General features: G+C 68.7%; 22 protein-coding genes and 1 tRNA gene. 12 read left to right on the top strand and 11 right to left on the bottom strand.

Going from position 1 to position 23,888, the window contains the following annotated elements; genetic code table 11:
* Positions 1-5 precede the first annotated feature (5 nt).
* The 3 genes from AC2YHA_RS00115 to yghU are packed head-to-tail and all read right to left on the bottom strand — an operon-like array spanning position 6 to position 2,580.
* Complete coding sequence (locus AC2YHA_RS00115) at positions 6-671, bottom strand: methionine ABC transporter permease (protein ID WP_487399872.1); 666 nt, start codon at positions 669-671, stop codon at positions 6-8.
* Positions 668-1,669 carry a methionine ABC transporter ATP-binding protein gene (locus AC2YHA_RS00110; protein WP_487399871.1) on the bottom strand — a complete coding sequence of 334 codons (1,002 nt, stop codon included), beginning with the start codon at positions 1,667-1,669 and terminating at the stop codon, positions 668-670. The genes AC2YHA_RS00115 and AC2YHA_RS00110 overlap by 4 nt, the downstream gene beginning before the upstream one ends.
* Before the next feature lie 8 nt (positions 1,670-1,677).
* Complete coding sequence (yghU, locus tag AC2YHA_RS00105) at positions 1,678-2,580, bottom strand: glutathione-dependent disulfide-bond oxidoreductase (RefSeq protein WP_487399870.1); 903 nt, start codon at positions 2,578-2,580, stop codon at positions 1,678-1,680.
* A gap of 231 nt (positions 2,581-2,811) precedes the next feature.
* Between yghU and AC2YHA_RS00100 the strand changes: the two genes are divergently transcribed.
* The gene (locus tag AC2YHA_RS00100; RefSeq protein WP_487399869.1) at positions 2,812-5,421 is read left to right on the top strand and encodes an amino acid adenylation domain-containing protein; all 2,610 of its coding nucleotides are present in this window, start codon (positions 2,812-2,814) and stop codon (positions 5,419-5,421) included.
* Positions 5,422-6,140: 719 nt separating this feature from the next.
* A complete protein-coding gene (locus tag AC2YHA_RS00095; RefSeq protein ID WP_487399868.1) occupies positions 6,141-6,392 on the top strand; it encodes a hypothetical protein in 252 nt (83 codons plus the stop codon).
* A gap of 155 nt (positions 6,393-6,547) precedes the next feature.
* Here AC2YHA_RS00095 and AC2YHA_RS00090 read toward each other — a convergent pair.
* Positions 6,548-6,623, bottom strand: a tRNA-Thr gene (locus AC2YHA_RS00090).
* Positions 6,624-6,794: 171 nt separating this feature from the next.
* Between AC2YHA_RS00090 and AC2YHA_RS00085 the strand changes: the two genes are divergently transcribed.
* Both AC2YHA_RS00085 and AC2YHA_RS00080 read left to right on the top strand, forming a co-directional pair.
* Positions 6,795-8,075, top strand: coding sequence for a PAS domain-containing protein (locus AC2YHA_RS00085; protein WP_487399867.1), 1,281 nt, complete (start codon positions 6,795-6,797; stop codon positions 8,073-8,075).
* Positions 8,076-8,132: 57 nt separating this feature from the next.
* A complete protein-coding gene (locus tag AC2YHA_RS00080) occupies positions 8,133-12,758 on the top strand; it encodes an NAD-glutamate dehydrogenase (RefSeq protein WP_487399866.1) in 4,626 nt (1,541 codons plus the stop codon).
* A gap of 96 nt (positions 12,759-12,854) precedes the next feature.
* Here the strand turns inward: AC2YHA_RS00080 and AC2YHA_RS00075 are convergent, their stop codons facing one another.
* The 6 genes from AC2YHA_RS00075 to AC2YHA_RS00050 all read right to left on the bottom strand — a co-directional run bounded on the left by AC2YHA_RS00075 (position 12,855) and on the right by AC2YHA_RS00050 (position 17,529).
* Complete coding sequence (locus AC2YHA_RS00075) at positions 12,855-13,127, bottom strand: ribbon-helix-helix domain-containing protein (RefSeq protein ID WP_487399865.1); 273 nt, start codon at positions 13,125-13,127, stop codon at positions 12,855-12,857.
* A gap of 118 nt (positions 13,128-13,245) precedes the next feature.
* Complete coding sequence (gene cobT, locus AC2YHA_RS00070) at positions 13,246-15,075, bottom strand: cobaltochelatase subunit CobT (protein ID WP_487399864.1); 1,830 nt, start codon at positions 15,073-15,075, stop codon at positions 13,246-13,248.
* Entirely contained in the window at positions 15,075-15,461 is a 387-nt protein-coding gene (locus AC2YHA_RS00065) for a type II toxin-antitoxin system VapC family toxin (RefSeq protein WP_487399863.1), read from the bottom strand. The genes cobT and AC2YHA_RS00065 overlap by 1 nt, the downstream gene beginning before the upstream one ends.
* Entirely contained in the window at positions 15,458-15,745 is a 288-nt protein-coding gene (locus AC2YHA_RS00060; protein WP_487399862.1) for a type II toxin-antitoxin system Phd/YefM family antitoxin, read from the bottom strand. The genes AC2YHA_RS00065 and AC2YHA_RS00060 overlap by 4 nt, the downstream gene beginning before the upstream one ends.
* A 43-nt stretch (positions 15,746-15,788) precedes the next feature.
* Complete coding sequence (gene cobS / locus AC2YHA_RS00055; protein ID WP_487399861.1) at positions 15,789-16,793, bottom strand: cobaltochelatase subunit CobS; 1,005 nt, start codon at positions 16,791-16,793, stop codon at positions 15,789-15,791.
* 109 nt (positions 16,794-16,902) lie between these two features.
* Positions 16,903-17,529 carry a winged helix-turn-helix transcriptional regulator gene (locus AC2YHA_RS00050; RefSeq protein ID WP_487399860.1) on the bottom strand — a complete coding sequence of 209 codons (627 nt, stop codon included), beginning with the start codon at positions 17,527-17,529 and terminating at the stop codon, positions 16,903-16,905.
* Positions 17,530-17,676: 147 nt separating this feature from the next.
* Here AC2YHA_RS00050 and AC2YHA_RS00045 point away from each other — a divergent pair, with 147 nt between their 5' ends.
* The 5 genes from AC2YHA_RS00045 to AC2YHA_RS00025 all read left to right on the top strand — a co-directional run bounded on the left by AC2YHA_RS00045 (position 17,677) and on the right by AC2YHA_RS00025 (position 21,127).
* A complete protein-coding gene (locus AC2YHA_RS00045; RefSeq protein WP_487399859.1) occupies positions 17,677-18,108 on the top strand; it encodes a VOC family protein in 432 nt (143 codons plus the stop codon).
* Between the two features lie 191 nt (positions 18,109-18,299).
* Entirely contained in the window at positions 18,300-19,016 is a 717-nt protein-coding gene (locus AC2YHA_RS00040; RefSeq protein ID WP_487399858.1) for a DUF1428 domain-containing protein, read from the top strand.
* 130 nt (positions 19,017-19,146) lie between these two features.
* Positions 19,147-19,902, top strand: a complete 756-nt coding sequence (locus AC2YHA_RS00035; RefSeq protein WP_487399857.1) for a VOC family protein — start codon at positions 19,147-19,149, stop codon at positions 19,900-19,902.
* Positions 19,903-19,924: 22 nt separating this feature from the next.
* Entirely contained in the window at positions 19,925-20,425 is a 501-nt protein-coding gene (locus tag AC2YHA_RS00030; RefSeq protein WP_233783613.1) for a VOC family protein, read from the top strand.
* A gap of 30 nt (positions 20,426-20,455) precedes the next feature.
* Positions 20,456-21,127: a dihydrofolate reductase family protein gene (locus AC2YHA_RS00025; RefSeq protein ID WP_487399856.1), complete on the top strand. Its 672-nt coding sequence runs from the start codon at positions 20,456-20,458 to the stop codon at positions 21,125-21,127.
* Positions 21,128-21,283: 156 nt separating this feature from the next.
* Here the strand turns inward: AC2YHA_RS00025 and AC2YHA_RS00020 are convergent, their stop codons facing one another.
* A complete protein-coding gene (locus tag AC2YHA_RS00020; protein ID WP_487399855.1) occupies positions 21,284-21,886 on the bottom strand; it encodes a J domain-containing protein in 603 nt (200 codons plus the stop codon).
* Positions 21,887-21,932: 46 nt separating this feature from the next.
* On the opposite strand from AC2YHA_RS00020, the gene AC2YHA_RS00015 reads away from it, so the two are divergent.
* The 3 genes from AC2YHA_RS00015 to AC2YHA_RS00005 are packed head-to-tail and all read left to right on the top strand — an operon-like array spanning position 21,933 to position 23,829.
* Entirely contained in the window at positions 21,933-22,220 is a 288-nt protein-coding gene (locus AC2YHA_RS00015; RefSeq protein ID WP_487399854.1) for a BolA family protein, read from the top strand.
* Positions 22,220-22,930 carry a glutathione S-transferase gene (locus tag AC2YHA_RS00010; RefSeq protein ID WP_233783617.1) on the top strand — a complete coding sequence of 237 codons (711 nt, stop codon included), beginning with the start codon at positions 22,220-22,222 and terminating at the stop codon, positions 22,928-22,930. The genes AC2YHA_RS00015 and AC2YHA_RS00010 overlap by 1 nt, the downstream gene beginning before the upstream one ends.
* A complete protein-coding gene (locus AC2YHA_RS00005; protein ID WP_487399853.1) occupies positions 22,927-23,829 on the top strand; it encodes a pirin family protein in 903 nt (300 codons plus the stop codon). Before AC2YHA_RS00010 ends, AC2YHA_RS00005 begins: the two co-directional genes overlap by 4 nt.
* Positions 23,830-23,888: the final 59 nt, after the last annotated feature.

Here is a 23,888-nt window from a genome sequence, read left to right as displayed (position 1 = left end):
TTCTCTTATCGGTGGCTGAAATGGCGGACGAGCCGGTCGCCCGCCATCTGGAGAAGCTGGACGATGACCAGCAGCAGCACGACGGTGACGAGCATCACGTCGGTCTGGAAGCGCTGATAGCCGAAGCGGATGGCGAGGTCGCCGAGCCCGCCCGCGCCGACCGCGCCGGCCATCGCGGTGAAGGAGACCAGCGCGATCGCGGTGACGGTGACGCCGGCGACGATGCCCGGCAGCGCCTCCGGCAGCAGGGCGCGGAGCACGAGGTCGCGGGTGGTCGCCCCCATCGCCTGCACCGCCTCGACCGTGTTGCGGTCGACCTCGCGCAGCGCGGTCTCGACCAGGCGGGCGAAGAAGGGCGCGGCGCCGACCACCAACGGCGGGATCGCGCCGACGACGCCGAGCGAGGTGCCGACGAGCAGCACTGTCAAAGGGATCATCACGATCAGCAGGATGATGAAGGGCACCGAGCGCAGCAGGTTGACGGCCAGCGCAAGCACGCCGTTGCCGAGCCGGCTCTCCCAGACCTGACCGGGTCCGGTCAGGAACAGCGCGATGCCGAGCGGCAGGCCGAGCAGCACCGTCAGCACCAGCGAGCCGCCGAGCATCACCAGCGTGTCGAGGCTGGCCTGGCCGATGTCGGCCCAGTCGATGTTGACGAACCAGTCGTTCATGAGGCCACCACTTCGCCCCCGGCGCGGAGCGCGTCAACTTCGCCATGCGCGCGCAGGGCGTCGATCGCCGCGGTCACGTCGCCGCCGGTGAGGCCCAGCGTGAGCTGGCCGAAGCTCAGGTCCTTGAGCCGGCCGATGCGGCCGTCGAGGATCGCGAAGTCGGTGCCGGTCTCGCGCGCGATCCGGGTCAGCACCGGCTGCCACACCGCCCCGCCGCGCAGGGTGAGCCGGATCACCTGGCCCGTGAAGCCGACCGGCTCGGGATGATCGTCGGTCTCGGCGAGCAGCGCGCGCGTCTCGGGCGCCTGGGGATCGAGGAAGACGTCGGCGACGCTGCCGCTCTCGACGACGCGGCCGGCGTGGAGCACCGCGACGCGGTCGCAGACCTGGCGCACCACCTCCATCTCGTGGGTGATCAGCACGATCGTCAGGCCGAGCTCGCGGTTGAGGTCGGCGATCAGGGCGAGGATGCTGCGCGTCGTCTCGGGATCGAGCGCGCTGGTCGCCTCGTCGCACAGCAGGATGTCGGGGCCGGTGGCGAGCGCGCGGGCGATGCCGACGCGCTGCTTCTGCCCGCCCGAGAGCTGCGCCGGGTATTTGTCGCCGTGGTCGGCGAGGCCGACGCGGGCGAGCAGCTCGGGCACGCGCGCGGCGATGGTGGCGGCATCGGCGCCGCCGATCCGGAGCGGCAGCGCGACGTTGGCGGAGACGGTGCGCGAGGCGAGCAGGCCGAAGTTCTGGAAGATCATGCCGACGCGGCGGCGGAGCGTGCGGATCCCCTCCCCGTCCAGCGCGGCGACGTCGGTGCCGTCGATCGACACCGTCCCCGCGCTCGGCCGCTCGAGGCCGTTGAGCAGCCGCACCAGCGTCGACTTGCCCGCGCCGGAGCGGCCGATGATCCCGAACACCTCGCCGCGCGCGACCTCCAGGTCGACGGCCGCCAGCGCTGCGTGGCGGCCGCCGGTGAAGGTCTTGTGGACGCCTTCCAGCCGGATCACGGGCGCGGTCAGACCGGCTCGCCCGCGGCTGCGCCGATCCGGTCGAAGTCGCTCGCGGCGTGGCGCTCGCGCAGCTTGCCCTCGGCGGTGCGGTTGACGATGCGGCCGCGCTTCACCGGCTCGCGCGCGGCGATCTGCTCGGCCCAGCGCTGGACGTTTTCATATTCGCCGGCGCCCAGGAACTGCTGCGCGTCATAGCCGTCGCCGCGATAGGCGTCGCCGAGCACCAGCGCACCGTACCAGGGCCAGATCGCCATGTCGGCGATGGTGTAGTCGTCGCCGGCGACGAATTGGTGGCGCGCCAGCCGCGTGTCGAGGACGTGGAGCTGGCGCTTGGCCTCCATCGCATAGCGGTTGATGGCATATTCGATCTTGAACGGCGCATAGGCGTAGAAATGGCCGAAGCCGCCGCCGACGAAGGGCGCCGAGCCCATCTGCCACATCAGCCAGCTCATCGTCTCGGCGCGCTTGTGATGCTCGGTCGGCAGGAAGGCGCCGAACTTCTCGGCGAGGTAGAAGAGGATCGAGCCGCTCTCGAACAGGCGCGTCGGCGGGGTGGTGGAGTGATCCATCAGCGCCGGGATCTTGGAGTTGGGATTGACCCCGACGAAGCCGCTTCCGAACTGGTCGCCCTTGCCGATGTCGATCAGCCAGGCGTCGTACTCCGCGCCCGCATGGCCGGCGGCGAGCAGCTCCTCGAGCATGATCGTGACCTTCTGCCCGTTGGGCGTGCCCATCGAGTAGAGCTGGAGCGGATGATCGCCGACCGGCAGCGCCGCCTCATGCGTCGCGCCGGAGATCGGACGGTTGATGCTGGCCCAGGTCCCGCCGCTCGGCTGGTCCCAGGTCCAGACGCTGGGCGGAACATAGCCCGGCGGCTGGTTGTTCGCGCTGTCGGCGGCGTCGGTCATGCTGTCCCTCCGGTCATGATGATGCGGCCGCTGATTTAAGCCCGAAAACCGGATGCGCCAGCGCACCCGCCCATTTCTTTCTTTCCGACCCCCAAGGTCCGCATGATCCGCCGGAACGGCGATTCCGGGCTATCCGGGAGCTACTCCTGACATCGATACATAATCCCGATGCGTCATTGAAACCGATTGCCTCAGAAGCAACACAATAACGGCCAGAGGACGGGAGGCGGCATGAAATACCGCCAATTAAGTCATCATGCTTACGAGCGAGACGATATTAAGGACCCCGCCCCCTCTACCAGGGAAAGGCGGCTGGACGCGGCCTTTGTAGAGCAGGCTGCGCGAACGCCGGAGAGGATCGCCGTCCTGTGCGCGGGACAGGCGCTCACCTATCGCGCGCTGGATCGGCGCTCCAACCGGCTTGCCCGCCACCTTCGCAATATCGGCGTCGATCGCGAGGTGCGCGTCGCCGTCGCCTTGCCGCGCACGGCCGAGCTGATCGTGGCGTTGCTCGCGATCCTGAAGGCGGGCGGCGCCTATGTGCCGCTCGATCTCAGACAGCCGCCCGACCGGCTCGACTTCCTGCTGCGCGACAGCGGCGCCGCGATCCTGCTGACCGACGCGGCGAGCGCGGCGGCGCTGTTCGCGGACAGCGGCTGCCGGGTCGAGACGCTTCCGGCCGCGACGGACACATTGTCCGCGGACCCGCTCGAACCGGCGGGCGATCATCGCGACCTCGCCTATATCATCTACACCTCCGGCTCGACCGGCGTTCCCAAGGGCGTGATGCTGCGGCACAGCGCGATGGGGATCATCGACTGGATGGCGTCGACCATGGATGCCGGCGACCTGGAGCGGATCGCCGCGACCACCTCCATCACCTTCGACCCCTCGGTGATCGAGATCTTCGGGCCGCTGTCCTGGGGCGGCTGCGTGGTCCTGAAGGAGAGCCTGCTCGAACCGTTCCGGCACGGCGAATGCCCCACGCTCGTCCAGGGGCCGCCGTCGGTGATGGACGGGCTGGCGCGGCGCGGTGCGATCCCCGAGACGGTGCGGGCGATCAACTGCGGCGGCGAGGTGCTGCAGGCCAAGATCGTCGAGCGGCTCTACCGGCTGTCGCGGATCGAGCGGCTCTACAACCACTATGGGCCGACCGAGGCGACGATCGTCGCGACGATCGCGCCGGTGCCGCGCGGGACGCGCGAGGACCCGCCGCTGGGCGAGCCGGTGGCCGGGGCGCGCATCCATCTGCTCGACGAGGCGGGCGAGCCGGTTGCCGAGGGCGAGGTCGGCGAGATCTGCATCGGCGGGGACGGTGTCGCCTGCGGCTATTGGAACCGCCCCGAGCTCACCAGCGAGCGGTTCGTGCCCGAGCCGGGGAGCGACCCGGCCCGGCCGATGTACCGGACGGGCGATCTCGCCTTCTACGGCGCGCCGGGCAAGCTGATGTTCGTCGGGCGACGGGAGCGCCAGGTCAAGATCCGCGGGCAGCGCGTCGAGCTCGGCGAGATCGAACATGCGCTGCGCGGGCTGCCGCTGGTGGTGGAGGCCGCGGTCGAGTGGTTCCATGCGGACGGCCGGCCCGACCGGCTCATCGCCTTCCTCGAAGTGGAAGCGGGTTTCGACGAGACCGCGGCGCTTCGCGAGCTGGGGCGCTGGCTGCCGTCGCATATGCTGCCGCATCGGATCATGCCGATGCCGCGGCTGCCGCGCGGCGTGTCCGGCAAGGTCGACCATCAGGCGCTGGCGTCGCTCCATCCTGGCGATTTCCCGGCGAAGGAGGATGCGCCGGCCGGGGCCACGCCGCTCGAAGCGCTGGTCGTCGCCGCCTTCGCGAGGGGGCTGCATCGTCATGACATCGGCGTCGACGACGATTTCTTCGCGCTCGGCGGGGATTCGCTGTCCGCCTACAATCTCACGCTCGAGCTGGAGGAGCTGCTCGACCGGCCGGTCTCTCCGGCGATCATGGCGCAGGCCAGCACGCCGCGCGCGCTCGCCCAGATCCTTGAGCTGACCGATGCCTCACAGGACGGCGATTTCTGCGTGCTCAACGCCGGGGGCAGTGGGCGGCCGATCTTCTGCCTTCCCGACGTGTTCGGCCAGCCGGTCAGCTTCACGGCGCTCGCAGACGTGCTCAGGGACGTACGGCCGATCTACGGCCTGACGCCCGCACCCGGTGTGGAACGGACCGGTCGGCTCAGCGTGGAGACGCTGACCGCGCGCTACCTGCGGACGGTCCGCGGGCTGCAGGCGACGGGGCCCTATTGCATCGCGGGCTATTCCTTCGGCGGCGTCGCCGCGTTCGACCTGGCGCGCGCGCTCGAGGCGGCGGGGGAAGAGGTGACGCTGGTCCTCATCGACGCATTGGTCGGATACCGAATCCTCGAGCCGCGGGTCTGGCTGCCGTGGTTGGTCAGGCACGGGATCGCCTATGCGCGGAGCACGGGGGTGCGGCAGCTGCTGAACAAGGCGATGGTGTCGCGGTGGATACCCTGGATGAGGTCGCAGCCGGCGCCGCCGAGCTGGGTGTCGGCGCGCAGCCGCGACCTGGCCGCGGCGATGATCGACGCGACGCGCCGCTATCGCATCGGAGCCTTCGGCGGACCGACGATGCTGATCCATGCCGGCGTCCGCGATCCGCTGGAGCGGCTGCTCGATCACGACGGCCGTCAGGGCTGGGGCCAGGCGCTGCGCGGAGCGGTGCGGACGGTGACGTTGCCCGCGTCGCATCTCGAGATCATGCGCTATCCGCACGTCGCCAGCGTGGCCGAGGTCTTCTCCGCGCTGTCGGGGGAGGATGGCGCTCCTGAAGCCGGGCGATCCGTTGCGTATGTAGCCTGAACAGGGTGGTTCCAGCATCGAATCTGGCATAATCAGCAAGCGAGCTGGTCTCAGACCAGCGTGGTCTGCGATCCGGATACCGAGCCGTCGTTGGCTATGTTAGCCTATTAGGCATCCATATCGAGCGAGCTGCCGAAGGCGCAGCAGCGCACGCCCCGATCCCATTCCTGCGATGCTGCTCGGTCAGCTTGCCGTCGACCGGCGCAACCAGGGGCGCGACTAAGCGCGCTCGCTGATGGTCTTCATGCTCACCACTGCGCTGCGATTCTCTTGGGAAAACGAACAACTCGCGGCCTCCGGATGCTCGCGTGAGCGTCGCCAAGACGGTCAAGACGCTATCGAATAGTTGCCGGGATGACGGAGGCTGTGGCGTCAGCCCGGCGCCATGCCGCTAGGGGAGTACGACGGGGAGAGAATTCGTGCATCTCGACTCCACGAGTGTCGTGCGTCAGCATTCGACGCAACCAAGGGGAATAATAGTGGTGTGCTCTACAGATTGGATCGGTGTCGCCAGCTTGGCATTTACAGTCGGTGGAGCTTTCGGGAGTTTCGTAGGCTGGATAGCGAAGGGGCGCCAGGAACGGCGCGCGGCTCTGCCTATGCTCCGACGCTCCGGCGACCACATCACAATTGTGAACCGACTCGATGAGGATCTTCGCCTTACTCGCTTAGAAGTGAACGTCCCCTACTGCCTCAGACTCGCTTATAACGATGATGGGGTGTTCGATCCCGATGCTCAGGAGTGGATCGACCATTCGATCCAATACGACATGCTCATCAAATCGAAGGGCGAAGGCACGATCTTTGTCATGCCGAAGCGCGAAGGCGTCGCTCCCATCGCTACTCTCACCTTCAATTCAGTAACGGGAATCCTGCGGAACAAGCGGATACCCGTTCCGCTGTTTCTCCAGATCGACACCCGGGATCATGCTTCGCGCTCCTGGGTGCGCTGGCTGCGCTTCAATTCATGACCGAATCAAAGCCGTGCTGTCCAACAGCTTTCGTGACGTGATAGGAGAAGCGCTGAAATGGTCCGCTGTCCATTTGCTGTCCAAAACGGGTAATGGACGCGTGATTGTGGTGACCGAGAATCGGCAAAAGCGCACAATTTACAGCCGTGGAAGGCTGGTGCCGCCTACAGGACTCGAACCTGTGACCCCCGCATTACGAATGCGATGCTCTACCAACTGAGCTAAGGCGGCCCGCGGCCGGCGCCGCTCGGGCCGGTCGAGGCGGCGGCGCTTAGCAGTGCGGGGGCGCTCGCGCAAGCGGCGTTGCGGCCGCGCCGCGGCTTTACGCCCTGTTTACCACATCCGGTGCAGACCTGCCCGCGAATGGAGGCGGCATCGCCGCGTCCGGCGAAGGACAGGTGCATGGATAGCTCGCGTGACATCGACGATCGGTTCGACACCGGCGAAACCCCGGATCGGGGCGGGCCGGATCGGGACGGCACGGTGAGCGAGGCCACGCTCGACGTCGGCGGCGACGAGCGGCGGATGCACGTGCGCGCCTATAATCACTGGGTGTCGCTGCTGCGCGGGCGCGCCTATCCCTCGATCGAGGACCTGGAGCCCGCCTCGATCGCCGACTTCGGGCCGCACAGCGTGCTGCTCGACTTCACCGGGAGCGTCGAGGATCCGAAGATCCAGTTCCTCGGCAGGGCGCTGCGCGAGGAATGCGGCGTGGACGCCGGCATCAGCCGCATCGCCGAGGTGCCCGGCCGCTCGCTGCTGTCGCGCCTCACCGACCATTATCTCCAGATCATCGCGAATCGAGCGCCGATCGGCTTCGAGGCCGAGTTCGTCGGCACGCGCGGACACAACACGCTCTATCGCGGCATCCTGATGCCCTTCTCCTCGGACGAGGACACGATCGATTTCATCTACGGCGTGATCAACTGGAAGGAGACGGTCGACGCCGATACCCAGGCCAAGCTGACCGCCGACCTCGCCGCCGCGCACCGCGCCGCACCGGCTGCGCCTGCCACCACGCCGGTATGGGCCGACGGGCCGAGCTCGGGCGTTGCCGGCGAGGCGATCCAGCTTCCGGACGAGGAGCCGCTGCCGGCCGATGCCGCCCTCGCCGACCGGCTGACCGCCGCGCGCGAATGGGCGGTCGCCGCGACCTCGACCGAGACGCGCAGCCGCGCCGCGCTCTATCGCGCGCTCGCCCGCGCCTATGAGTTCGCGCGTGCTGCCGGCGAGGATCCGGACGGCTATGCCGCGCTGCTCGACGAGGCCGGGATCAAGGCGCAGGCACGCGCGCCGATGACGCCGATCGTCAAGCTCGTGTTCGGCGCCGATTACGACAAGACGCGACTCACCGAGTTCGCCACCGTGCTGACCCATGCCGAGCGCTGCCAGGTCGAGCCGGCCGCGCTGGTCGCCTTCCTCGAGAGCTTCCGGGGCGGCATCAAGGGCGTGGTCGCCGCCGAGCGCGCCGCGCGCCGGCCGGCCGAGAAGGCCGGCGGCTGGGACGCGATCGCCGCGGAGCTGCGCCGCCGCCCGCCGCTCGCGCGCATCGAGGTGGGCGAGATCGACGGCGAGTTCGTCGTGCTGCTCGCGCGCAAGGCGGCCGACGGCGCGCTCGACGTGGTGGCGATCGACGACGACAAGGCCCTGACCGACCGCGCCGCCCGCCGCGCTGCAGCATGATATTTCGCAATCGCCACAAGCCTTGAGCCGGTCACACACCCGGCGTAGGCGACGGTCATGGCAAGACAAACGATAAAGTCGCTGTCGCAGGCGCTCGCCGCCCGACTGACCGAAGGTGCACTCCCGGGAGAGATTGAAGGACTGAGCAAGGCGGATCGGGCCGAAGCCGCCGGCTTCGTCGCCGAGACGGCGGCGACGCGCCCGCCGGGCACGCCGGCGATCGCGCTCGAAATGGTCGAGGCCGAAGGGCGCGAGCGGCGGATGCGGCTCGCCGTCGTCAACGACGACATGCCGTTCCTGGTCGATTCGATCGCCGCGACGATCGCCGCGCACGACATCCCGATCGACCGCATCATCCACCCCGTCCTCCCCGTCACCCGCGACGCCAAGGGCGTGCTGAGCGCGATCGGCGAGGGCGGGCGCGAATCGATGATCTACATCGAGCTGCGCCGCGCCGAGGCGCGCACGCGCAACGCGCTGGTCGCCGAATTGGAGCGCAACCTCGGCCATGTCCGCAGCGCCGTCGACGACTGGCCCAAGCTGCAGGCGGCGATGCGATTCGATGCCGAACGGCTGACCGCGATCGACAATGTCGAGGGCGCGCAGCTGCTCCAGTGGTTCCACGACAAGAACATGACCCTGCTCGGCCACGAGCAGTGGCGGCGGGACGGCAAGGCGAGCAACCAGCTCGGCCTCGCCCGCCACGAGCTGGCGATCCCGCTGCTCGCCGAGGCTTCGCGCAAGCTCGCGCTCACATGGTTCGAGAAGGGCGGCGCGGCGCCGCTGCTGCTCAAGTCGAACTGCATCTCGACCGTGCATCGCCGCGTGCCGCTCGACCTGGTGCTGCTGCCGCTGATCGAGAAGGGCGAGGTGGTCGGCCTGTCGCTGCACGCGGGCCTGTGGACCAGCGCCGCGCTGCACAGCGAGCCCGAGGACGTGCCGGTGCTCCGCCAGCGGCTGCATGCGCTGGAGGCGAAGTTCGGCTTCGATCCCAAGGGGCATACCGGCAAGGCGCTGGCCCATGCGCTGACCGCATTGCCGCACGACCTCACCACCGCCTTCCAGGAAGAGGAGCTGGAGCGGCTGACGCTCACCGCCATGTCGCTCGCCGACCGGCCGCGGCCGAAGCTGGAGCTGATCCGCTCGACGCTGGGGCGGCACATCTTCGCCTTCGTCTGGCTGCCGCGCGACGACGTCACCACCGCGCGCCGGGTCGGCATCGGCGAGATGCTGGCGGAGGCGGCGGACGCGACCGTGCTCAACTGGTCGATCGCGCTGGAGGACGGCGTGGTCGCGCTGATCCGCTACACGCTCGACGTGCGCGGCAGCGGGCGGACGCCCGACGTGGCGAAGCTCGATGCCGAGATCGTGCGGATGGTGCGCGGCTGGACGCCGGCGGTGGAGGCGGCGCTGGCGGCGCTCGCCGGGGATGCGCGCGCCGCGCGGCTGACCCTGCGCTACGCCAACGCCTTCCCGAACGGCTATCGTCTCGCCTATTCGCCCGAGGAGGCGGCGCACGACATCCTGCGCCTCGGCGAGCTGACCGACGCCGGGTCGCGCGCGGTGCGCATCGTCGCCGATCCCGCGCAACCCGACGTGCTGCGCGTGCGGCTCTACCGGCTGGGCGGGCCGCTGCCGCTGTCGGATGCGGTGCCGGTGTTCGAGAACTTCGGCTTCCGCGTGATCGAGGAGATCCCGACCAAGCTGGCAGGCGAGGACGGCGCCTATATCCACGACTTCGGCGTGGCGCTGCCGGGCGGCGCGCTGCGCTGCGACGTTACGACCATCGAGGGCGCGATCGACGCGGTGCTCGAGGGGCGTGCCGAGAACGATGCGTTCAATCGGCTGATCGTCGAGGCCGGGATGAAGCCGGCCTCGGTCGTGCTGTTCCGGGCGTGGTTCCGCTACCTGCGCCAGACCGGCCTGCCCTATGGCCTGGTCACGGTGGTCGACGCGCTGCGGCGGGCGCCGAAGGTCGCGACCGCGCTGATCGAGCGGTTCGAGGCGGCGCATGATCCGGCGCAGGCGAAGGGCGCCGAGGCGAAGATCGAGGCGGCGGACCGCGCGATCGAGGCGGGACTGGATGCGGTCTCGGCGATCGACGACGACCGTATCCTGCGCACCATCCGCGGGGTCGTCGACGCGACGCTGAGGACCAACGCCTTTGCGCCCGCGGCGACCGAGGCGCTGGCGTTCAAGCTCGACAGCGCCAAGGTGCCGGGCCTGCCGGCGCCGCTGCCGTGGCGCGAGATCTGGGTCTACAGCCCGCGGGTCGAGGGCATCCACCTGCGCGCCGGTCCGGTCGCGCGCGGGGGCCTCAGGTGGTCCGACCGGCGCGACGACTTCCGCACCGAGATCCTCGGCCTGATGAAGGCGCAGCGCGTCAAGAATGCGGTGATCGTGCCGACCGGGGCCAAGGGCGGCTTCTATCCCAAGCTGCTGCCGGCGCCGTCGAACCGCGACGCCTGGCTGGCGGAGGGGACGGAGAGCTACCGCATCTTCATCCGCACTTTGCTGTCGGTCACCGACAACATCGTCGAGGGCAAGGTGGTGCATCCCGAGAAGGTGCGCGTGCTCGACGGCGAGGATCCCTATTTCGTCGTCGCCGCCGACAAGGGCACCGCGACCTTCAGCGACGTCGCCAACGAGATCGCGGTCGGCCGCAACTTCTGGCTGGGCGATGCCTTCGCCTCGGGCGGCGGGCACGGCTATGACCACAAGGCGATGGGGATCACCGCCAAGGGCGGCTGGATCTCGGTCCAGCGGCACTTCCGCGAGATGGGAGTCGACGTCCAGACGCAGCCGGTCAGCGTGGTCGGCTGCGGCGACATGTCGGGCGACGTGTTCGGCAACGGGATGCTGCTGTCGAAGGCGATCAGGCTGGTCGCGGCGTTCGACCACCGGCACATCTTCCTCGATCCCTCGCCCGATCCGGCGGCGAGCTGGGAGGAGCGCGCGCGCATGTTCGCGCTGCCGCGGTCGAGCTGGGCGGATTACGATCCCAAGCTGATCTCCAAGGGCGGCGGCGTGTTCGCGCGCACCGACAAGGCGATCAAGCTCAGCAAGCAGGCGGCCGAGGTGCTCGGCCTCGCCCCCGGCAGCTACGAGCCGACGGTGCTCATCTCCGCCATCCTCAAGGCGCCGGTCGACCTCATATGGTTCGGCGGCATCGGCACCTATGTGAAGGCGGCGGCCGAGAACAACGTGGCTGTCGGCGATCCTGCCAACGACCGCCTGCGCGTCGATGCCGAGCAGCTGCGCGCGAAGGTGATCGGCGAGGGCGCGAACCTGGGCGTGACGCAGGCCGCGCGCATCGCCTTCGCGACGCTCGGCGGGCGGATCAACACCGACTTCATCGACAATTCGGCGGGCGTCGACTGCTCGGACAATGAGGTCAATATCAAGATCGCGCTCAACCGCGAGATGAACGAGGGGCGCCTCACCTTCGCCAACCGCAACAAGCTGCTGGCGAGCATGACCGACGACGTCGCGCATCTGGTGCTGGAGGACAACCGCCTGCAGACGCTGGCGCTTTCCACCATGGAGAACGACGGCGCGATCGCGGTGCCGAGCTATGTCCGCGTGATCGAGATGCTCGAGGCATCGGGCCGGCTCGACCGCAAGGTCGAGGGGCTCGGCAGCAACGAGGAGCTGCTGCGGCGCGCGCAGGAGGGCCGCGGCATGACCCGGCCCGAGCTCGCCGTGCTGCTCGCCACCGCCAAGCTGGGACTGCAGGATGCGATCGAGGAGCGCGGGTTGGGGCTCGACTCCGAGTTGGCGCCCGATCTCCACGCCGCCTTCCCGCCGGCGATGCGCAAGAAGTTCGGCGCGGCGATCGATGCCCATCGCCTGCGCGGGGAGATCGTCGCGACCAAGCTCGCCAACCGCGTGATCAACCGGATGGGCGTGCTCCACCCGTTCGAGCTGGCCGAGGAGGAAGGCGCGTCGATGGGCGACATCGCGGCGATGTTCGTCGCGGCCGAGCGCATCTTCGGCCTGCCCGACCTGTGGGAGGACATCGAGAGTGCCGCGATCGGCGAAGGCGCGCGCATCGCGCTGTTCGACGAGGCGGCGACGGCGGTGCGCAGCCACATCGCCGACCTGCTCCGCGCCCAGCGCCCCGGGGAGGGACCGGGCGAGGTGGTCAAGCGGCTCAAGCCCGGCGTCGACGCGCTCGACCGGCAGGTGAAGACGCTGCTCAAGGCCGAGGCGCGCGCGGGCAGCGAACGCATCGCCGCCGTGCTGGAGGAGGCCGGCGCGCCCAAGCCGCTGGTGCGCAAGATCGTGCGGCTGTTCGAACTCGACGGGGCGATCGGCCTCGCCGCGCTCGGCAATGCGCGCGGGATCGACGAGATCCGGCTGACCCATGCCTTCACCCATCTCGGGCAGGCGCTCGGGCTCGACTGGGCGCAGACCGTATCGGCGCGGATCACCACCGGCGATCCGTGGGAGCGGCTGCTGATCGCCGGCCTCGCGCGCGACTTCCAGCAGCTTCGGCTCGAGTTCCTGAGCCGGATCGAGGGCAAGGACCCGGAGGCGGCGGTCGAGGCGTGGCTGACGGCGAACGCGGCGCGGGTGCGCCAGTTCGCCGGGCTGGTCCGGCGCGCGAAGCTGGCCGCGGCGCCCAATGCGGCGATGCTGGCGCAGATCGCAGGCCAGGCGCGGGTGCTGCTGGGGCGGTAAGCGTCGGCTCGGTCTGCTTGAATCTGTTCCCCGGCGAAGGCCGGGGTCCAGATGCGAGCGGCCCGATTCTGGGCCCCGGCCTTCGCCGGGGAACGGCTATTTCAGGCCGGAAGGATCCTCACCGGTCTGCGCCTCGTGGAACAGCCAGCTCCGGATCGCGCTGGCGAGGTTGGGCGGATCGGCCGCCTCGATCCGCGCCGCGTCGATCGCCGCGACCAGCGCGGACAGCGGCAGCGCACGGGCGACGGCGGCGGTTTCCAGTGCGTGCCAGAAGAGCGGCTCCAGGCTGATCGAGGTTTCGTGCCCGGCGATGGTGATCGAGCGTTTCACCGGGCCGAGGAAGCCGCCGGGGGGTGGGATAACCTTCATAGCCCCTCCCCTTCAGGGGAGGGGTTGGGGGTGGGGCAGTGCGGCAGGCCATATCGCTTGGGGCGAGGCCCCACCCCGACCCCTCCCCTGAAGGGGAGGGGCTTGAGCCAACCGACCCTCACGCCTCCTCGAACAGCCCGGCGAGCTGCTCGATCATCGTGCCGGCGAGCTGGTCGGCGTCCATGATCGTCACCGCCTTCTGGTAATAGCGGGTCACGTCGTGGCCGATGCCGATCGCGACCAGCTCGACCGGCGAGCGCGCCTCGATCCAGCCGATCACCTGCCTCAGGTGCCGCTCCAGATAGCTGCCCGAATTGACCGATAGCGTCGAATCGTCGACCGGCGCGCCGTCGGAGATCACCATCAGGATCTTGCGGTCCTCGCTCCGCGCGATCAGCCGCTGGTGCGCCCACAGCAGCGCCTCGCCGTCGATGTTCTCCTTGAGCAGCCCCTCGCGCATCATCAGCCCGAGGCTGCGCTTGGCGCGGCGCCACGGCTCGTCGGCCTGCTTGTAGACGATGTGGCGGACGTCGTTGAGCCGGCCAGGCTGCGGCGGCCGGCCCGCGGCGAGCCATGCCTCGCGCGCCTGCCCGCCCTTCCACGCGCGGGTGGTGAAGCCGAGGATCTCGGTCTTGACCCCGACCCGCTCCAGCGTGCGCGCGAGGATGTCGGCGCTGATCGCCGCGATCGAGATCGGGCGGCCGCGCATCGAGCCCGAATTGTCGATCAGGATGGTGACGACGGTATCCTTGAACTCGGTGTCGCGCTCGATCTTGTAGGAGAGCGACTGCATCGGGTTGACCACCACCCGCGCCAACCGCGCCGCATCGAGCAGCCCTTCCTCCTGGTCGAAGTCCCACGAGCGCGCCTGCTGCGCCATCAGCCGGCGCTGGAGGCGGTTGGCGAGCTTGGTCACCACGCCCTGGAGATGGACCAGCTGCTGGTCGAGATAGGCGCGCAGGCGATCGAGCTCGTCCTCGTCGCACAGCTCGGTCGCAGCGATCACCTCATCGAAGCGGGTGGTGAACGCCTTGTACTCGAACTGCGGCGGCATGTCCGACCAGGGGCGGTTCGGACGTACTGGCATCATGCCCTCGTCGCCCTCGTCGCCGGGCTCGCCCTCGGCGTCGTCGAGGCTGTCCTCGCCCTGCTCGCTCGCCTCGCCGTCGTCGGCGTCGGCGTCGCGCTGCTCGCCGCGCGCCTCGACCTGGCCCTCGCCGGCGGCGCCTTCCTCCTCGCCGTCGTCGCCTTCGTCCTGCTCCTGTTCCTCGATGCCCTCGTCGTCGCTGCCGCCCTCGTCGCTCTCCTCGGGCTTCATGTCGCCTTCGGTGAGCTCGAGGTCCTCGAGCAGGCGCGTGACCAGATCGGCGAACGCCCGCTGGTCGTCGATCGCGAGGCCGAGCGCGTCGAGCTCGGCGCCGGCCTTCTCCTCGACCCATTCCGATACCAGCGCCAGGCCGGCAGTCGCGCTCTCGGGCGCCGCGCGGCCGGTCAGCCGCTCGCGCACCATCAGGCCGATCGCGGTCGACAGCGGCACTTCCTCGGGCGTGCGGGCGCGGGCGATCGGATCGGACTTCATCCGCATCGCCAGCGCCTGGTCGAGGTTGTCGGCGATGCCGGCATAACCCTTCGACCCCAGCGCCTCGACCCGCGCGGTCTCGACCGCGTCGAACACCGCTCGTGCAACCGCCTCCTGCGGGGCGCCGCGGGCGTGCAGCGCCGTATCGTGATGGCGCAGGCGCAGCGCGAAGCTGTCGGCGAAGCCCCGCGCCTCGGCCACCTGATCGGCAGGCAGGGTGCGCGCGGGCATCGGCACCTTGAGGTGACGCCCGGCCTGGCTCGGCGCGTCGGCGGTGAAGGCGAGCTCGACGTCCTCCTTGCCCGACAGCGCGCGGGCAGTGCCGGCGAGCACCGACTTGAAGCGGTCGAGAGGGGTTTCCTGAGCCATTACCAGAGTGTCTCGCAACCGAAGCCCGCGAAGGCGCGATCCCGCGTCAGGACGGTCAATCCCTCGATCAGCGCCTGCGCGGCGAGCAGACGGTCGAACGGATCGCGATGCTCGTTTTCGAGCAAGCCCCCGCGAAGGCCATGCTCATGTCGCACGTCGAGGTGACGGAAGCCGTCGTCTCGGATAACGGCATCGAATGCGTCGAGCCGGCGGCCGACCGACGGCAATCGGCCCGAGCGGAATTTGGTTGCAAGCTCCCAGGCCGTCGCCGCGCTGACGAAGATGGTGTTGGTCCTATCCGCCATGATCGCGCGAGCGGCCGGTGACAACGCCGGATCGGCATTCCACCACCAGATCAGCGTATGACTGTCGAGCAGGCACTTCACGTCTTCGGCTCGTCGGCGAACTCGCATGCGAAGGCATCGAGCTCCTCGTCGGAATAGAAGGGATCGAACCACACCGAATCCGGAATCCCGTCGAACTCGCCCTTGAACCGCCCCGGCTTGCGCGGCGGCAGGTCGACCGGATCGATCGGCACCAGCTTGGCGTAGGGCACTCCCGCCTTGGCGAGGATGATCTCCTCGCCTGCGTGCGCGCGATCCATCAGCCGCGACAGATGCGTCTTGGCGTCGTGGACGTTGAACGTCTTCTGCGGATCGGCTTCGGCCATCGCGCACCTCCTGTGGACTAAGTAGGTTAGTCCACCCGTCTCCTCAAGCCTTCCCCACCACGCTCTCCGGCAGGTCCGTCCCGAACACGCGCTGGTAATATTCGGCGACCAGCGGCCGTTCAGCGTCGTCGCACTTGTTGAGGAACGACAGGCGGAAGGCGAAGCCGACGTCGCCGAAGATCAGCGCGTTCTGGGCCCAGGTGATCACCGTGCGCGGGCTCATCACGGTCGAGATGTCGCCGTTGATGAAGCCGCGGCGCGTCAAGTCCGCCACGCGCACCATGTTGTCGACCGTCTCCTTGCCGCCCGGCTTGTCATACTCGCCCGACTTGGCGAGCACGATCTGCGCCTCGACCGCGGCGGGGAGGTAGTTCAGCGTCACCACGATGTTCCAGCGGTCCATCTGGCCCTGGTTGATCTGCTGGGTACCGTGATAGAGCCCGCTGGTGTCGCCGAGGCCGATGGTGTTGGCGGTGGCGAACAGGCGGAAGAAGGGGTTGGGCCGGATCACCCGGTTCTGGTCGAGCAGGGTCAGCTTGCCCTCGGTCTCCAGCACGCGCTGGATCACGAACATCACGTCGGGGCGGCCGGCGTCATATTCGTCGAACACCAGCGCGGTCGGCGTCTGCAGCGCCCAAGGCAGCAGGCCCTCGCGGAACTCGGTGACCTGCTGGCCGTCCTTGAGCACGATCGCGTCGCGGCCGATCAGGTCGATGCGGCTGATGTGCGCGTCGAGGTTGATGCGGATGCACGGCCAGTTGAGCCGCGCCGCCACCTGCTCGATATGGGTCGACTTGCCGGTGCCGTGATAGCCCTGCACCATCACGCGGCGGTTGTGCGCGAAGCCGGCGAGGATCGCGAGCGTGGTGTCGGGATCGAACACATAGGCCGGGTCGAGATCGGGCACGCGCTCGTCCGCCTCGCTGAAGGCTGGCACCTCCAGATCCGAGTCGATGCCGAACAGCTCGCGCACCTTCACCGCCTTGTCGGGGGCGTCGAGGATCGTGGTCTCGCGGCTGTCGGGCTGGGTGTTGGGGATGTCGGTCATGATGCGCTACCGTTCGGACTGAGCTCGTCGAAGCCCCTGTCCTCCCCTCAACGCACGAGTCAGAGGAACGGCACTTCGTAGGGCTCAGTGCGAACGGATGGCGAGAAGGTCAAGCCGCAGCGGCTTCGTTTTCGATCTTCGGCGGCAGCGGGAACAGCGTCACGAAGCGTTCGGCGAGCGCGCGGTCGCCCTCCAGCGTGAGCATGTCGTTGGCCTCGGCGGCGGCGATCGGCAGGCCGCCGTAGACGATCGCCGCCATCCCCATCGGCGTGGTCTCGAACACCGCCTCGCCCTCCGGCTCGGCGCGGCGCACCTTGATCTCCTCGTCGGTCAGCACGCCCACGAAGCCTTCGTCGCCGAAGCGGAAGCCGATGGTGGCGCCGATCCCCTTCGCGCGTGCCCGGTCGTACATGGTGCGGAACGACAGCATGATCGAGGCGGCCGACACCGGCAGCGACGGATCGTGGGCCGGCGAGCGCGTCGCCCAGCGGCCGAGCTCCTGGATCGCCGTTTCGCTCTCATAGCCCCAAGGCGTCAGCTCATAGACCTGCACCGATGCGGGCGGCGGCAGCTTGCGGCGCTTGAGGATACCGGCGCGCTCCAGCCCCTCGAGCCGCTGCGTCAGCACGTTGGCGCTGATCCCCGGCAGGCCCTGGCGCAGCTCGCCGAAGCGGCGCGGCCCGAACATCAGCTCGCGCACGATCAGCAGCGACCAGCGTTCGCCCACCAGCTCCATGGCGAAGGCAGTGCCACACGCATCGTCGTACCACCGTTTTTCCGCGCCATTTCCGTGTTTAGTCATTTTTTCTAACTTCATAGTTGCTTTTGATAACTGAGTCGTGCAGATACGCCTTCGTCGATTCGTTTTCAAGGGAGAAGGGCCATGGCCAAGATGATCTTCGTGAACCTGCCGGTCGCCGACGTGGAGAAGTCGGCAGCCTTCTACGAGGCGCTGGGCTTCGTCCGGGACATGCGCTTCAGCCAGGAGGGCACCGCGGCATCGATGCAATGGTCGGACACGATCGTCGTCATGCTGCTGAGCCGCGAGTATTTCGGCACCTTCACCCCGCGGCCGGTCGCCGACGCCAAGGCCGCGACCGGCACGCTGATCGCGCTGTCGCGGGACAGCCGCGCGGAGGTCGACGCGATCGCCGAGGCGGCGGCGAAGGCCGGCGGCAAGGCGGACGTCCGCGCGCCGCAGGACATGGGCTTCATGTACGGCCGCACTTTCGAGGATCTCGACGGCCATATCTTCGAGCCGATGTACATGGATCTCGAAGCGGCGATGGCGGCGTTCGCCGGCGAGCCGGCCTGAGCGATCGGACAGGGAGACCGGCGATGCGGCTCAGGGACAGCATAGCGATCGGCGTCACGGCCTTCGCGACCACCGTGCTGGCGATTCTGGGCCACGCACTGGTCGCCGGCCCGGGGCTTTTCGCGTAACATCGCGCCACGGCGGCAGCGCGGAACGACATGCCGCCTCAGACAAGACGCAGGAGAGATACGATGACCTATATCGAGGGGTTCGTGCTGGCCGTGCCCGCCGCGAACAAGGAAGCCTATCGCGAACATGCCGCCGGCGCGGCGCCGCTGTTCAGGGAGTTCGGCGCGACCCGCTTCGTCGAGAACTGGGGCGACGACGTGCCGGACGGCAAGGTCAACGACCTGAAGGGCGCGGTGAAGGCCAAGGACGACGAGGTCGTGGTCTTCTCGTGGCTCGAATATCCCGACAAGGCGACGCGCGATGCCGCCAACCAGAAGATGATGAGCGACCCGCGCATGGAGGAGATGGGCAAGACCATGCCCTTCGACGGGATGCGCATGATCTTCGCCGGCTTCGAGCCGATCGTCGAGGAAGGCGACGGCAAGGGCACGGGCTATACCGACGGCTTCCTGGTGCCGGTGACGCCGGAGAAGCGCGAGGCCTATCGCGAGATGGCGGCCAAGGCGGCGGTGATCTTCCGCGAGCATGGCGCCACCCGGGTGGTCGAGGCGTGGGGCGACGACGTGCCCGACGGCAAGATCACCGACTACAAGGGCGCGGTGCTCGCCGAGAAGGGCGAGAACGTCGTCTATTCCTGGATCGAATGGCCCTCGAAGGAGGCGCGCAACGCCGGCTGGGAGAAGGTGATGGCCGACGAGCGGATGAAGCCGCCCGCGGAGATGCCCTTCGACGGCAAGCGCATGATCTGGGGCGGCTTCGAGCCGATCGTCCAGGCGTAAACCCCTCCCCCTGCACCGTTCGGCCCCGGACTTGATCCGGGGTTGTCGAAGCCCTGTCCTTTCTTCCTCGAAGAAGAAGGACGGCCCTTCGACAAGCTCAGGGCGAACGGGGAAAGCTTGGAGACCCAACATGGCCAATCCGCAGGGCACGCATATCTGGTACGAGCTGCTGACGAACGATCGCGACGCGGCCGTCAAATTCTACGAAGACGTGATCGGCTGGACCACCGCCGAGTTTCCCGGCGGTCACGGCGGCTACATCGTCGCCAGCGCAGGCGCGGACGGGGCCGCCGGGATCATGACCAACCCGGCCCCCACCCCGCCGGTCTGGCTCGGCTATATCGGCGTCGACGACGTCGATGCCTCGGCCGAGAAGATCAAGGCGCTCGGCGGATCGGTCCACTTCGGTCCCGCCGACATTCCGGACGTCGGTCGCTTCGCGTTGGTCGCGGACCCGCAGGGCGTGAAGTTCAACATCATGCGTGGATCGAGCCCCGAGGACAGCAAGGCGTGGGACCGCATGGGTCTCGGCCACTGCTGCTGGAACGAGCTCGTCACCACCGACCAAGTCGCCGCGCTCGATTTCTACGGCGAGATGTTCGGCTGGCGGAAGGATGGCGCGATGCCGATGGGCGAGCAGGGCGACTATACCTTCCTCAGCGACGGCGAGGGCATGATCGGCGCGGTGATGAACCGCCAGGGGCCCGAGCAGCCGGCGATGTGGAACTATTATTTCCGTGTTCCCGACCTCGACGCCGCGCTGGCCAAGGTCCGCGCCGACGGCAAGGTTCATTACGAGCCGATGGAAGTCCCCGGCGGCGAGCGCGTGTCCTTCTGCCAGGACCCGCAGGGTGCCGTCTTCGGGCTCGTAGAGCCCGCACGCTGATCAACATCGAAGGAGAGACGAGATGACGTACGGCAAATTCATCACCTGCCTGTGGTTCGATTACGGCGAGGCGCGCAAGGCGGCCGAATTCTATGCCGCCACCTTCCCCGACAGCCATGTCGGGTCGGGCCACTATGCCGCGTCCGACTATCCGGGCGGCGAAGCGGGCAACGAGATCACGGTCGACTTCACCGTGCTCGGGCAGCAGTTCGTCGGCCTCAATGGCGGGCCCAACTTCAAGGCGAATGAATCGGTCAGCTTCATGGTGCTGACCGAGGACCAGGCCGAGACCGACCGCTATTGGAACGCGATCGTCGACAACGGCGGCCAGGAGAGCGCCTGCGGCTGGTGCAAGGACCGCTGGGGCTTCTCGTGGCAGATCACGCCGCGGGTGCTGCTCGAAGCGATGGACAATCCCGACCGCGCCGCCGCCAAGCGGGCGATGGATGCGATGATGACGATGCGCAAGATCGACGTCGCCGCGATCGAGGCCGCCATCCGCGGCGAGCAGGTGCCGGCATGAACGCGGCTCTCCAGGCAGGGGAGACGAGCGATGCGTAGGATCGTCGGCGGCGTCTTCCAGTCGCTCGACGGAGTGATGCAGGCACCCGGCGGCCCCACCGAGGACCCGACCGGCGGCTTCGCGCTCGGCGGCTGGTCGACCAGCTTCTGGGACGAAGCGATGGGCGAGGCGATGGGCGGGCTGTTCTCCCAGCCCTACGACCTGCTGCTCGGCCGCAAGACCTATGAGATCTTCGCCGCGCACTGGCCCTATGCCACCGAAGGGCCGGACAAGGAGATCGCGGAGCAGTTCAACCGGATCGCCAAATACGTCGTCACCTCGTCGACCGATCCGCTGGCGTGGAACAACAGCCATATCGTCGGCGGCGACGTCACGGCGCGGCTGGCCGAGCTCAAGGCCGGCGACGGGCCCGACCTGCTCATCCAGGGCAGCACCACGCTCTATCCCCAGCTGTTCGCGGCGGGACTGATCGACCGGCTGTTCGTGATGACGTTCCCGGTGGTGCTCGGCGGCGGCAAGCGGCTGTTCGGACCGGGCACGCCGTCGTTCGCACTCAGGCTGGTCGACCAGAAGGTCTCCACCACTGGCGTGACGATCGCGACCTATGAGCCGGCCGGGCCGGTGCCGATCGGATCGTTTCAGCTCGCCGAGCCGAGTGCGGCGGAGGTGGCGCGGCAGGAGCGGATGAGGATCGAGGGGTAAGAGCCCAAGATCCTCCCCGGGACGGGGAGGGGGACCGCCGGCCGCAGGCCGGTGGTGGAGGGGGCCCACCGCATACGAATCCGACACCGAGGGGCCCCTCCACCAAGCCGCTGCGCGGCTTGGTCCCCCTCCCCGTGCCGGGGAGGAGCTATTGCCTCACGCGAACGCAGGCGCCTTCCTCAGCCGCTGGTACGCCTCGACCACCTTCTGCAGCGCCGCCTCATGAGTGCGGTCGCCGCCGTTGCGGTCGGGGTGGAATTTGCGGACCAGCTCCGAATAGCGCGCACGCAGCGCCTTGCGGTCGGCGTCGACGCCGAGCCCCAGCACGCGCAGCGCGACGCGGTCCTCGGGCAGCAGCGGCTTGCCGTCGGCGCGCGCCCTTTCCGTTGCCATCCGCTCGCGGAAGCGCGCGCCGATCGCGTCGAGCGGGTCGCTGAAGTCGGCCCAGCGCGGCGGGCGGTCGGCACCGGCGGTGGAGAAGGCGCGGGTCTCGCGCTCCCAGCCGGCATAGGGGCGCTGGGCGTCGTGGATCTCCTCCGGCGTCATGCCGTTGAAGAAATTATAGCCGGCGTTGAACGCGCGGACGTGATCGAGGCACAGCCAGCGGTAACGCCCCGGCCCCTCCCCGCTCGCGCCCGAGCCCTCCAGCGGCGGCGCGCGGAACTCGCCGGGCTGATCGCAGCCCGGTTCCTCGCACAGCCGATCGCCCGCTTCCACGCGGCCGTGGAAGCGGGCGTTGGGACGATCCTTTCCGGGCATTCCACGCGCCACTCAAACCCCTCGCAAAACGGTCTATATAGGCGCGATGACAGCTCCCGCCACCGGCCCCGTCGCCGCCGAAATCACCGCCCGCCTCCGCGAGGCGCTCGATCCGACGCACCTCGAGGTCATCGACGACAGCGCGGGCCATCGCGGCCATGCCGGGCATAATCCGGCGGGCGAATCGCACTTCACCGTGATCGTCGAAAGCCCCGCCTTTACCGGATTGAACCGCGTCGCGCGCCAGCGGTTGGTGAACGCGGCGCTGGCGGACCTCCTCCGCGAGCGCGTCCATGCGCTCGTGATCCGGGCGCGTGCTCCCGGAGAGGCATGATGATCTACAATCTCTGGTACTGGACCGGCATCCAGGGACGCGGCGAGTTCGTCCGGCTGGCGATGGAAGCGGCCGGTATCGCCTATCGCGACTGCGCGCGCGAGCTTGGCGACGAGGCGCTGGTCGCCGACATGAAGCTGCGCAGCGGGGGCCGCGGCCCCTTTGCCCCGCCCTATATCGAGTTCAACGGGATGGTGATCGCGCATGTCGCCAACATCCTGCTCTATCTCGGCGAGCGGCACGATCTCGCACCTCCGGCGATGGCCGACCGGTATTGGCTCCACCAGCTCCAGCTCACCATCACCGATTTCGTCGCCGAGGTGCATGACGTCCATCACCCGGTCGGCGCGGACCTCTATTACGAGGAGCAGAAGGCCGAAGCCGCGCGCGCCGCCGAGCGGTTCCGCGAGGCGCGCATCCCCAAGTTCCTCCACCATTTCGACGCGGCGGCGAACGCCAACCCCGGCCCATGGGTGATCAATCACCGCTGGACCTATGTCGACTGCTCGCTGTTCCAGCTCGTCGAGGGGCTGCGCTACATGTTTCCGGAGCGCATGGCGGCGATCGAGGGCGACTATCCGACGCTCCTGCGTATCCACGACCAGGTCGCCGAGTTGCCCGGCATCCAATCCTACTTGCAGAGCGACCGCAGGATCGCCTTCAACACCGACGGTATCTTCCGCCACTATCCGGAGCTCGATGCGGCATGACCAACGAGGATCTCTTCATCCACACCATCGCTCCGGTCACGCACGACCTCGGCGGGTTCAAGGTCCACCGGACGCTGCCGTCGAAGCCGCGGACGATGGTCGGCCCCTTCATCTTCTTCGATCAGATGGGGCCGGCGATCCTCGACGCCGGCACCGGCATCGACGTGCGGCCGCATCCGCACATCAACCTCGCCACCGTCACCTATCTGTTCGCCGGCGCGATCGACCATCGCGATTCGCTCGGCACCAATGCGCGGATCGAGCCGGGGGCGGTCAACCTGATGACCGCCGGCCACGGCATCGTCCATTCCGAGCGCTCCCCGGCCGACGAGCGGGCGCACGGGCCGGAGCTGTCGGGCATCCAGACCTGGCTGGCGCTGCCCGACGGCGCCGAGGACATCGACCCGGCGTTCGAGCACGTCACCCGCGACGACCTGCCGGTGGTCGAGGACGAGTGCGCCAAGGCGCGCGTGATCATGGGATCGCTGTGGGGCCGCCGCGCGCCGACCACCACCTATGCCGACACCGTCTATGCCGACATCCAGCTCGCCGCGGGCGGCGCGATCCCGATCGACGCCGATGCCGAGGAGCGCGCGATCTATGTCGGCGTCGGCGAGGCGACGCTCGACGGGCTGACGCTGGAGCCGATGACGCTCTACGTCCTGCGGCCCGGCACCGCGGCGACGCTGCGCTCGGAGAGTGGCGCGCGCGTGATGCTGTGCGGCGGCGAGGCGTTCGCGACGCCGCGTCACGTGTGGTGGAACTTCGTCTCGTCGAGCCGCGACCGCATCAACCAGGCCAAGGAGGACTGGAAGGCCGGGCGCTTCCCCAAGGTGCCGGGGGACGACAAGGAGTTCATCCCGATCCCGGAGGTGCCGAAGACGGTGAGCTATCCGTGACGACCGCCGTCATTCCCGCGAAGGCGGGAATCCAATCTGGCTGATCTTGGCGAGTCTCA

Source organism: Sphingomonas sp. SRI_018 (assembly GCF_057586275.1).
This window is presented reverse-complemented; position numbering and strand designations above follow the sequence as displayed.

Coding starts and splice junctions, on each gene's coding strand:
- AC2YHA_RS00115 (WP_487399872.1), bottom strand. CDS start 671: ATGAACGACTGGTTCGTCAACATCGACTGGGCCGACATCGGCCAGGCC.
- yghU (WP_487399870.1), bottom strand. CDS start 2,580: ATGACCGACGCCGCCGACAGCGCGAACAACCAGCCGCCGGGCTATGTT.
- AC2YHA_RS00100 (WP_487399869.1), top strand. CDS start 2,812: ATGAAATACCGCCAATTAAGTCATCATGCTTACGAGCGAGACGATATT.
- AC2YHA_RS00085 (WP_487399867.1), top strand. CDS start 6,795: ATGGATAGCTCGCGTGACATCGACGATCGGTTCGACACCGGCGAAACC.
- AC2YHA_RS00080 (WP_487399866.1), top strand. CDS start 8,133: ATGGCAAGACAAACGATAAAGTCGCTGTCGCAGGCGCTCGCCGCCCGA.
- AC2YHA_RS00075 (WP_487399865.1), bottom strand. CDS start 13,127: ATGAAGGTTATCCCACCCCCCGGCGGCTTCCTCGGCCCGGTGAAACGC.
- cobT (WP_487399864.1), bottom strand. CDS start 15,075: ATGGCTCAGGAAACCCCTCTCGACCGCTTCAAGTCGGTGCTCGCCGGC.
- AC2YHA_RS00060 (WP_487399862.1), bottom strand. CDS start 15,745: ATGGCCGAAGCCGATCCGCAGAAGACGTTCAACGTCCACGACGCCAAG.
- cobS (WP_487399861.1), bottom strand. CDS start 16,793: ATGACCGACATCCCCAACACCCAGCCCGACAGCCGCGAGACCACGATC.
- AC2YHA_RS00050 (WP_487399860.1), bottom strand. CDS start 17,529: ATGGAGCTGGTGGGCGAACGCTGGTCGCTGCTGATCGTGCGCGAGCTG.
- AC2YHA_RS00045 (WP_487399859.1), top strand. CDS start 17,677: ATGGCCAAGATGATCTTCGTGAACCTGCCGGTCGCCGACGTGGAGAAG.
- AC2YHA_RS00040 (WP_487399858.1), top strand. CDS start 18,300: ATGACCTATATCGAGGGGTTCGTGCTGGCCGTGCCCGCCGCGAACAAG.
- AC2YHA_RS00035 (WP_487399857.1), top strand. CDS start 19,147: ATGGCCAATCCGCAGGGCACGCATATCTGGTACGAGCTGCTGACGAAC.
- AC2YHA_RS00030 (WP_233783613.1), top strand. CDS start 19,925: ATGACGTACGGCAAATTCATCACCTGCCTGTGGTTCGATTACGGCGAG.
- AC2YHA_RS00025 (WP_487399856.1), top strand. CDS start 20,456: ATGCGTAGGATCGTCGGCGGCGTCTTCCAGTCGCTCGACGGAGTGATG.
- AC2YHA_RS00020 (WP_487399855.1), bottom strand. CDS start 21,886: ATGCCCGGAAAGGATCGTCCCAACGCCCGCTTCCACGGCCGCGTGGAA.
- AC2YHA_RS00015 (WP_487399854.1), top strand. CDS start 21,933: ATGACAGCTCCCGCCACCGGCCCCGTCGCCGCCGAAATCACCGCCCGC.
- AC2YHA_RS00010 (WP_233783617.1), top strand. CDS start 22,220: ATGATCTACAATCTCTGGTACTGGACCGGCATCCAGGGACGCGGCGAG.
- AC2YHA_RS00005 (WP_487399853.1), top strand. CDS start 22,927: ATGACCAACGAGGATCTCTTCATCCACACCATCGCTCCGGTCACGCAC.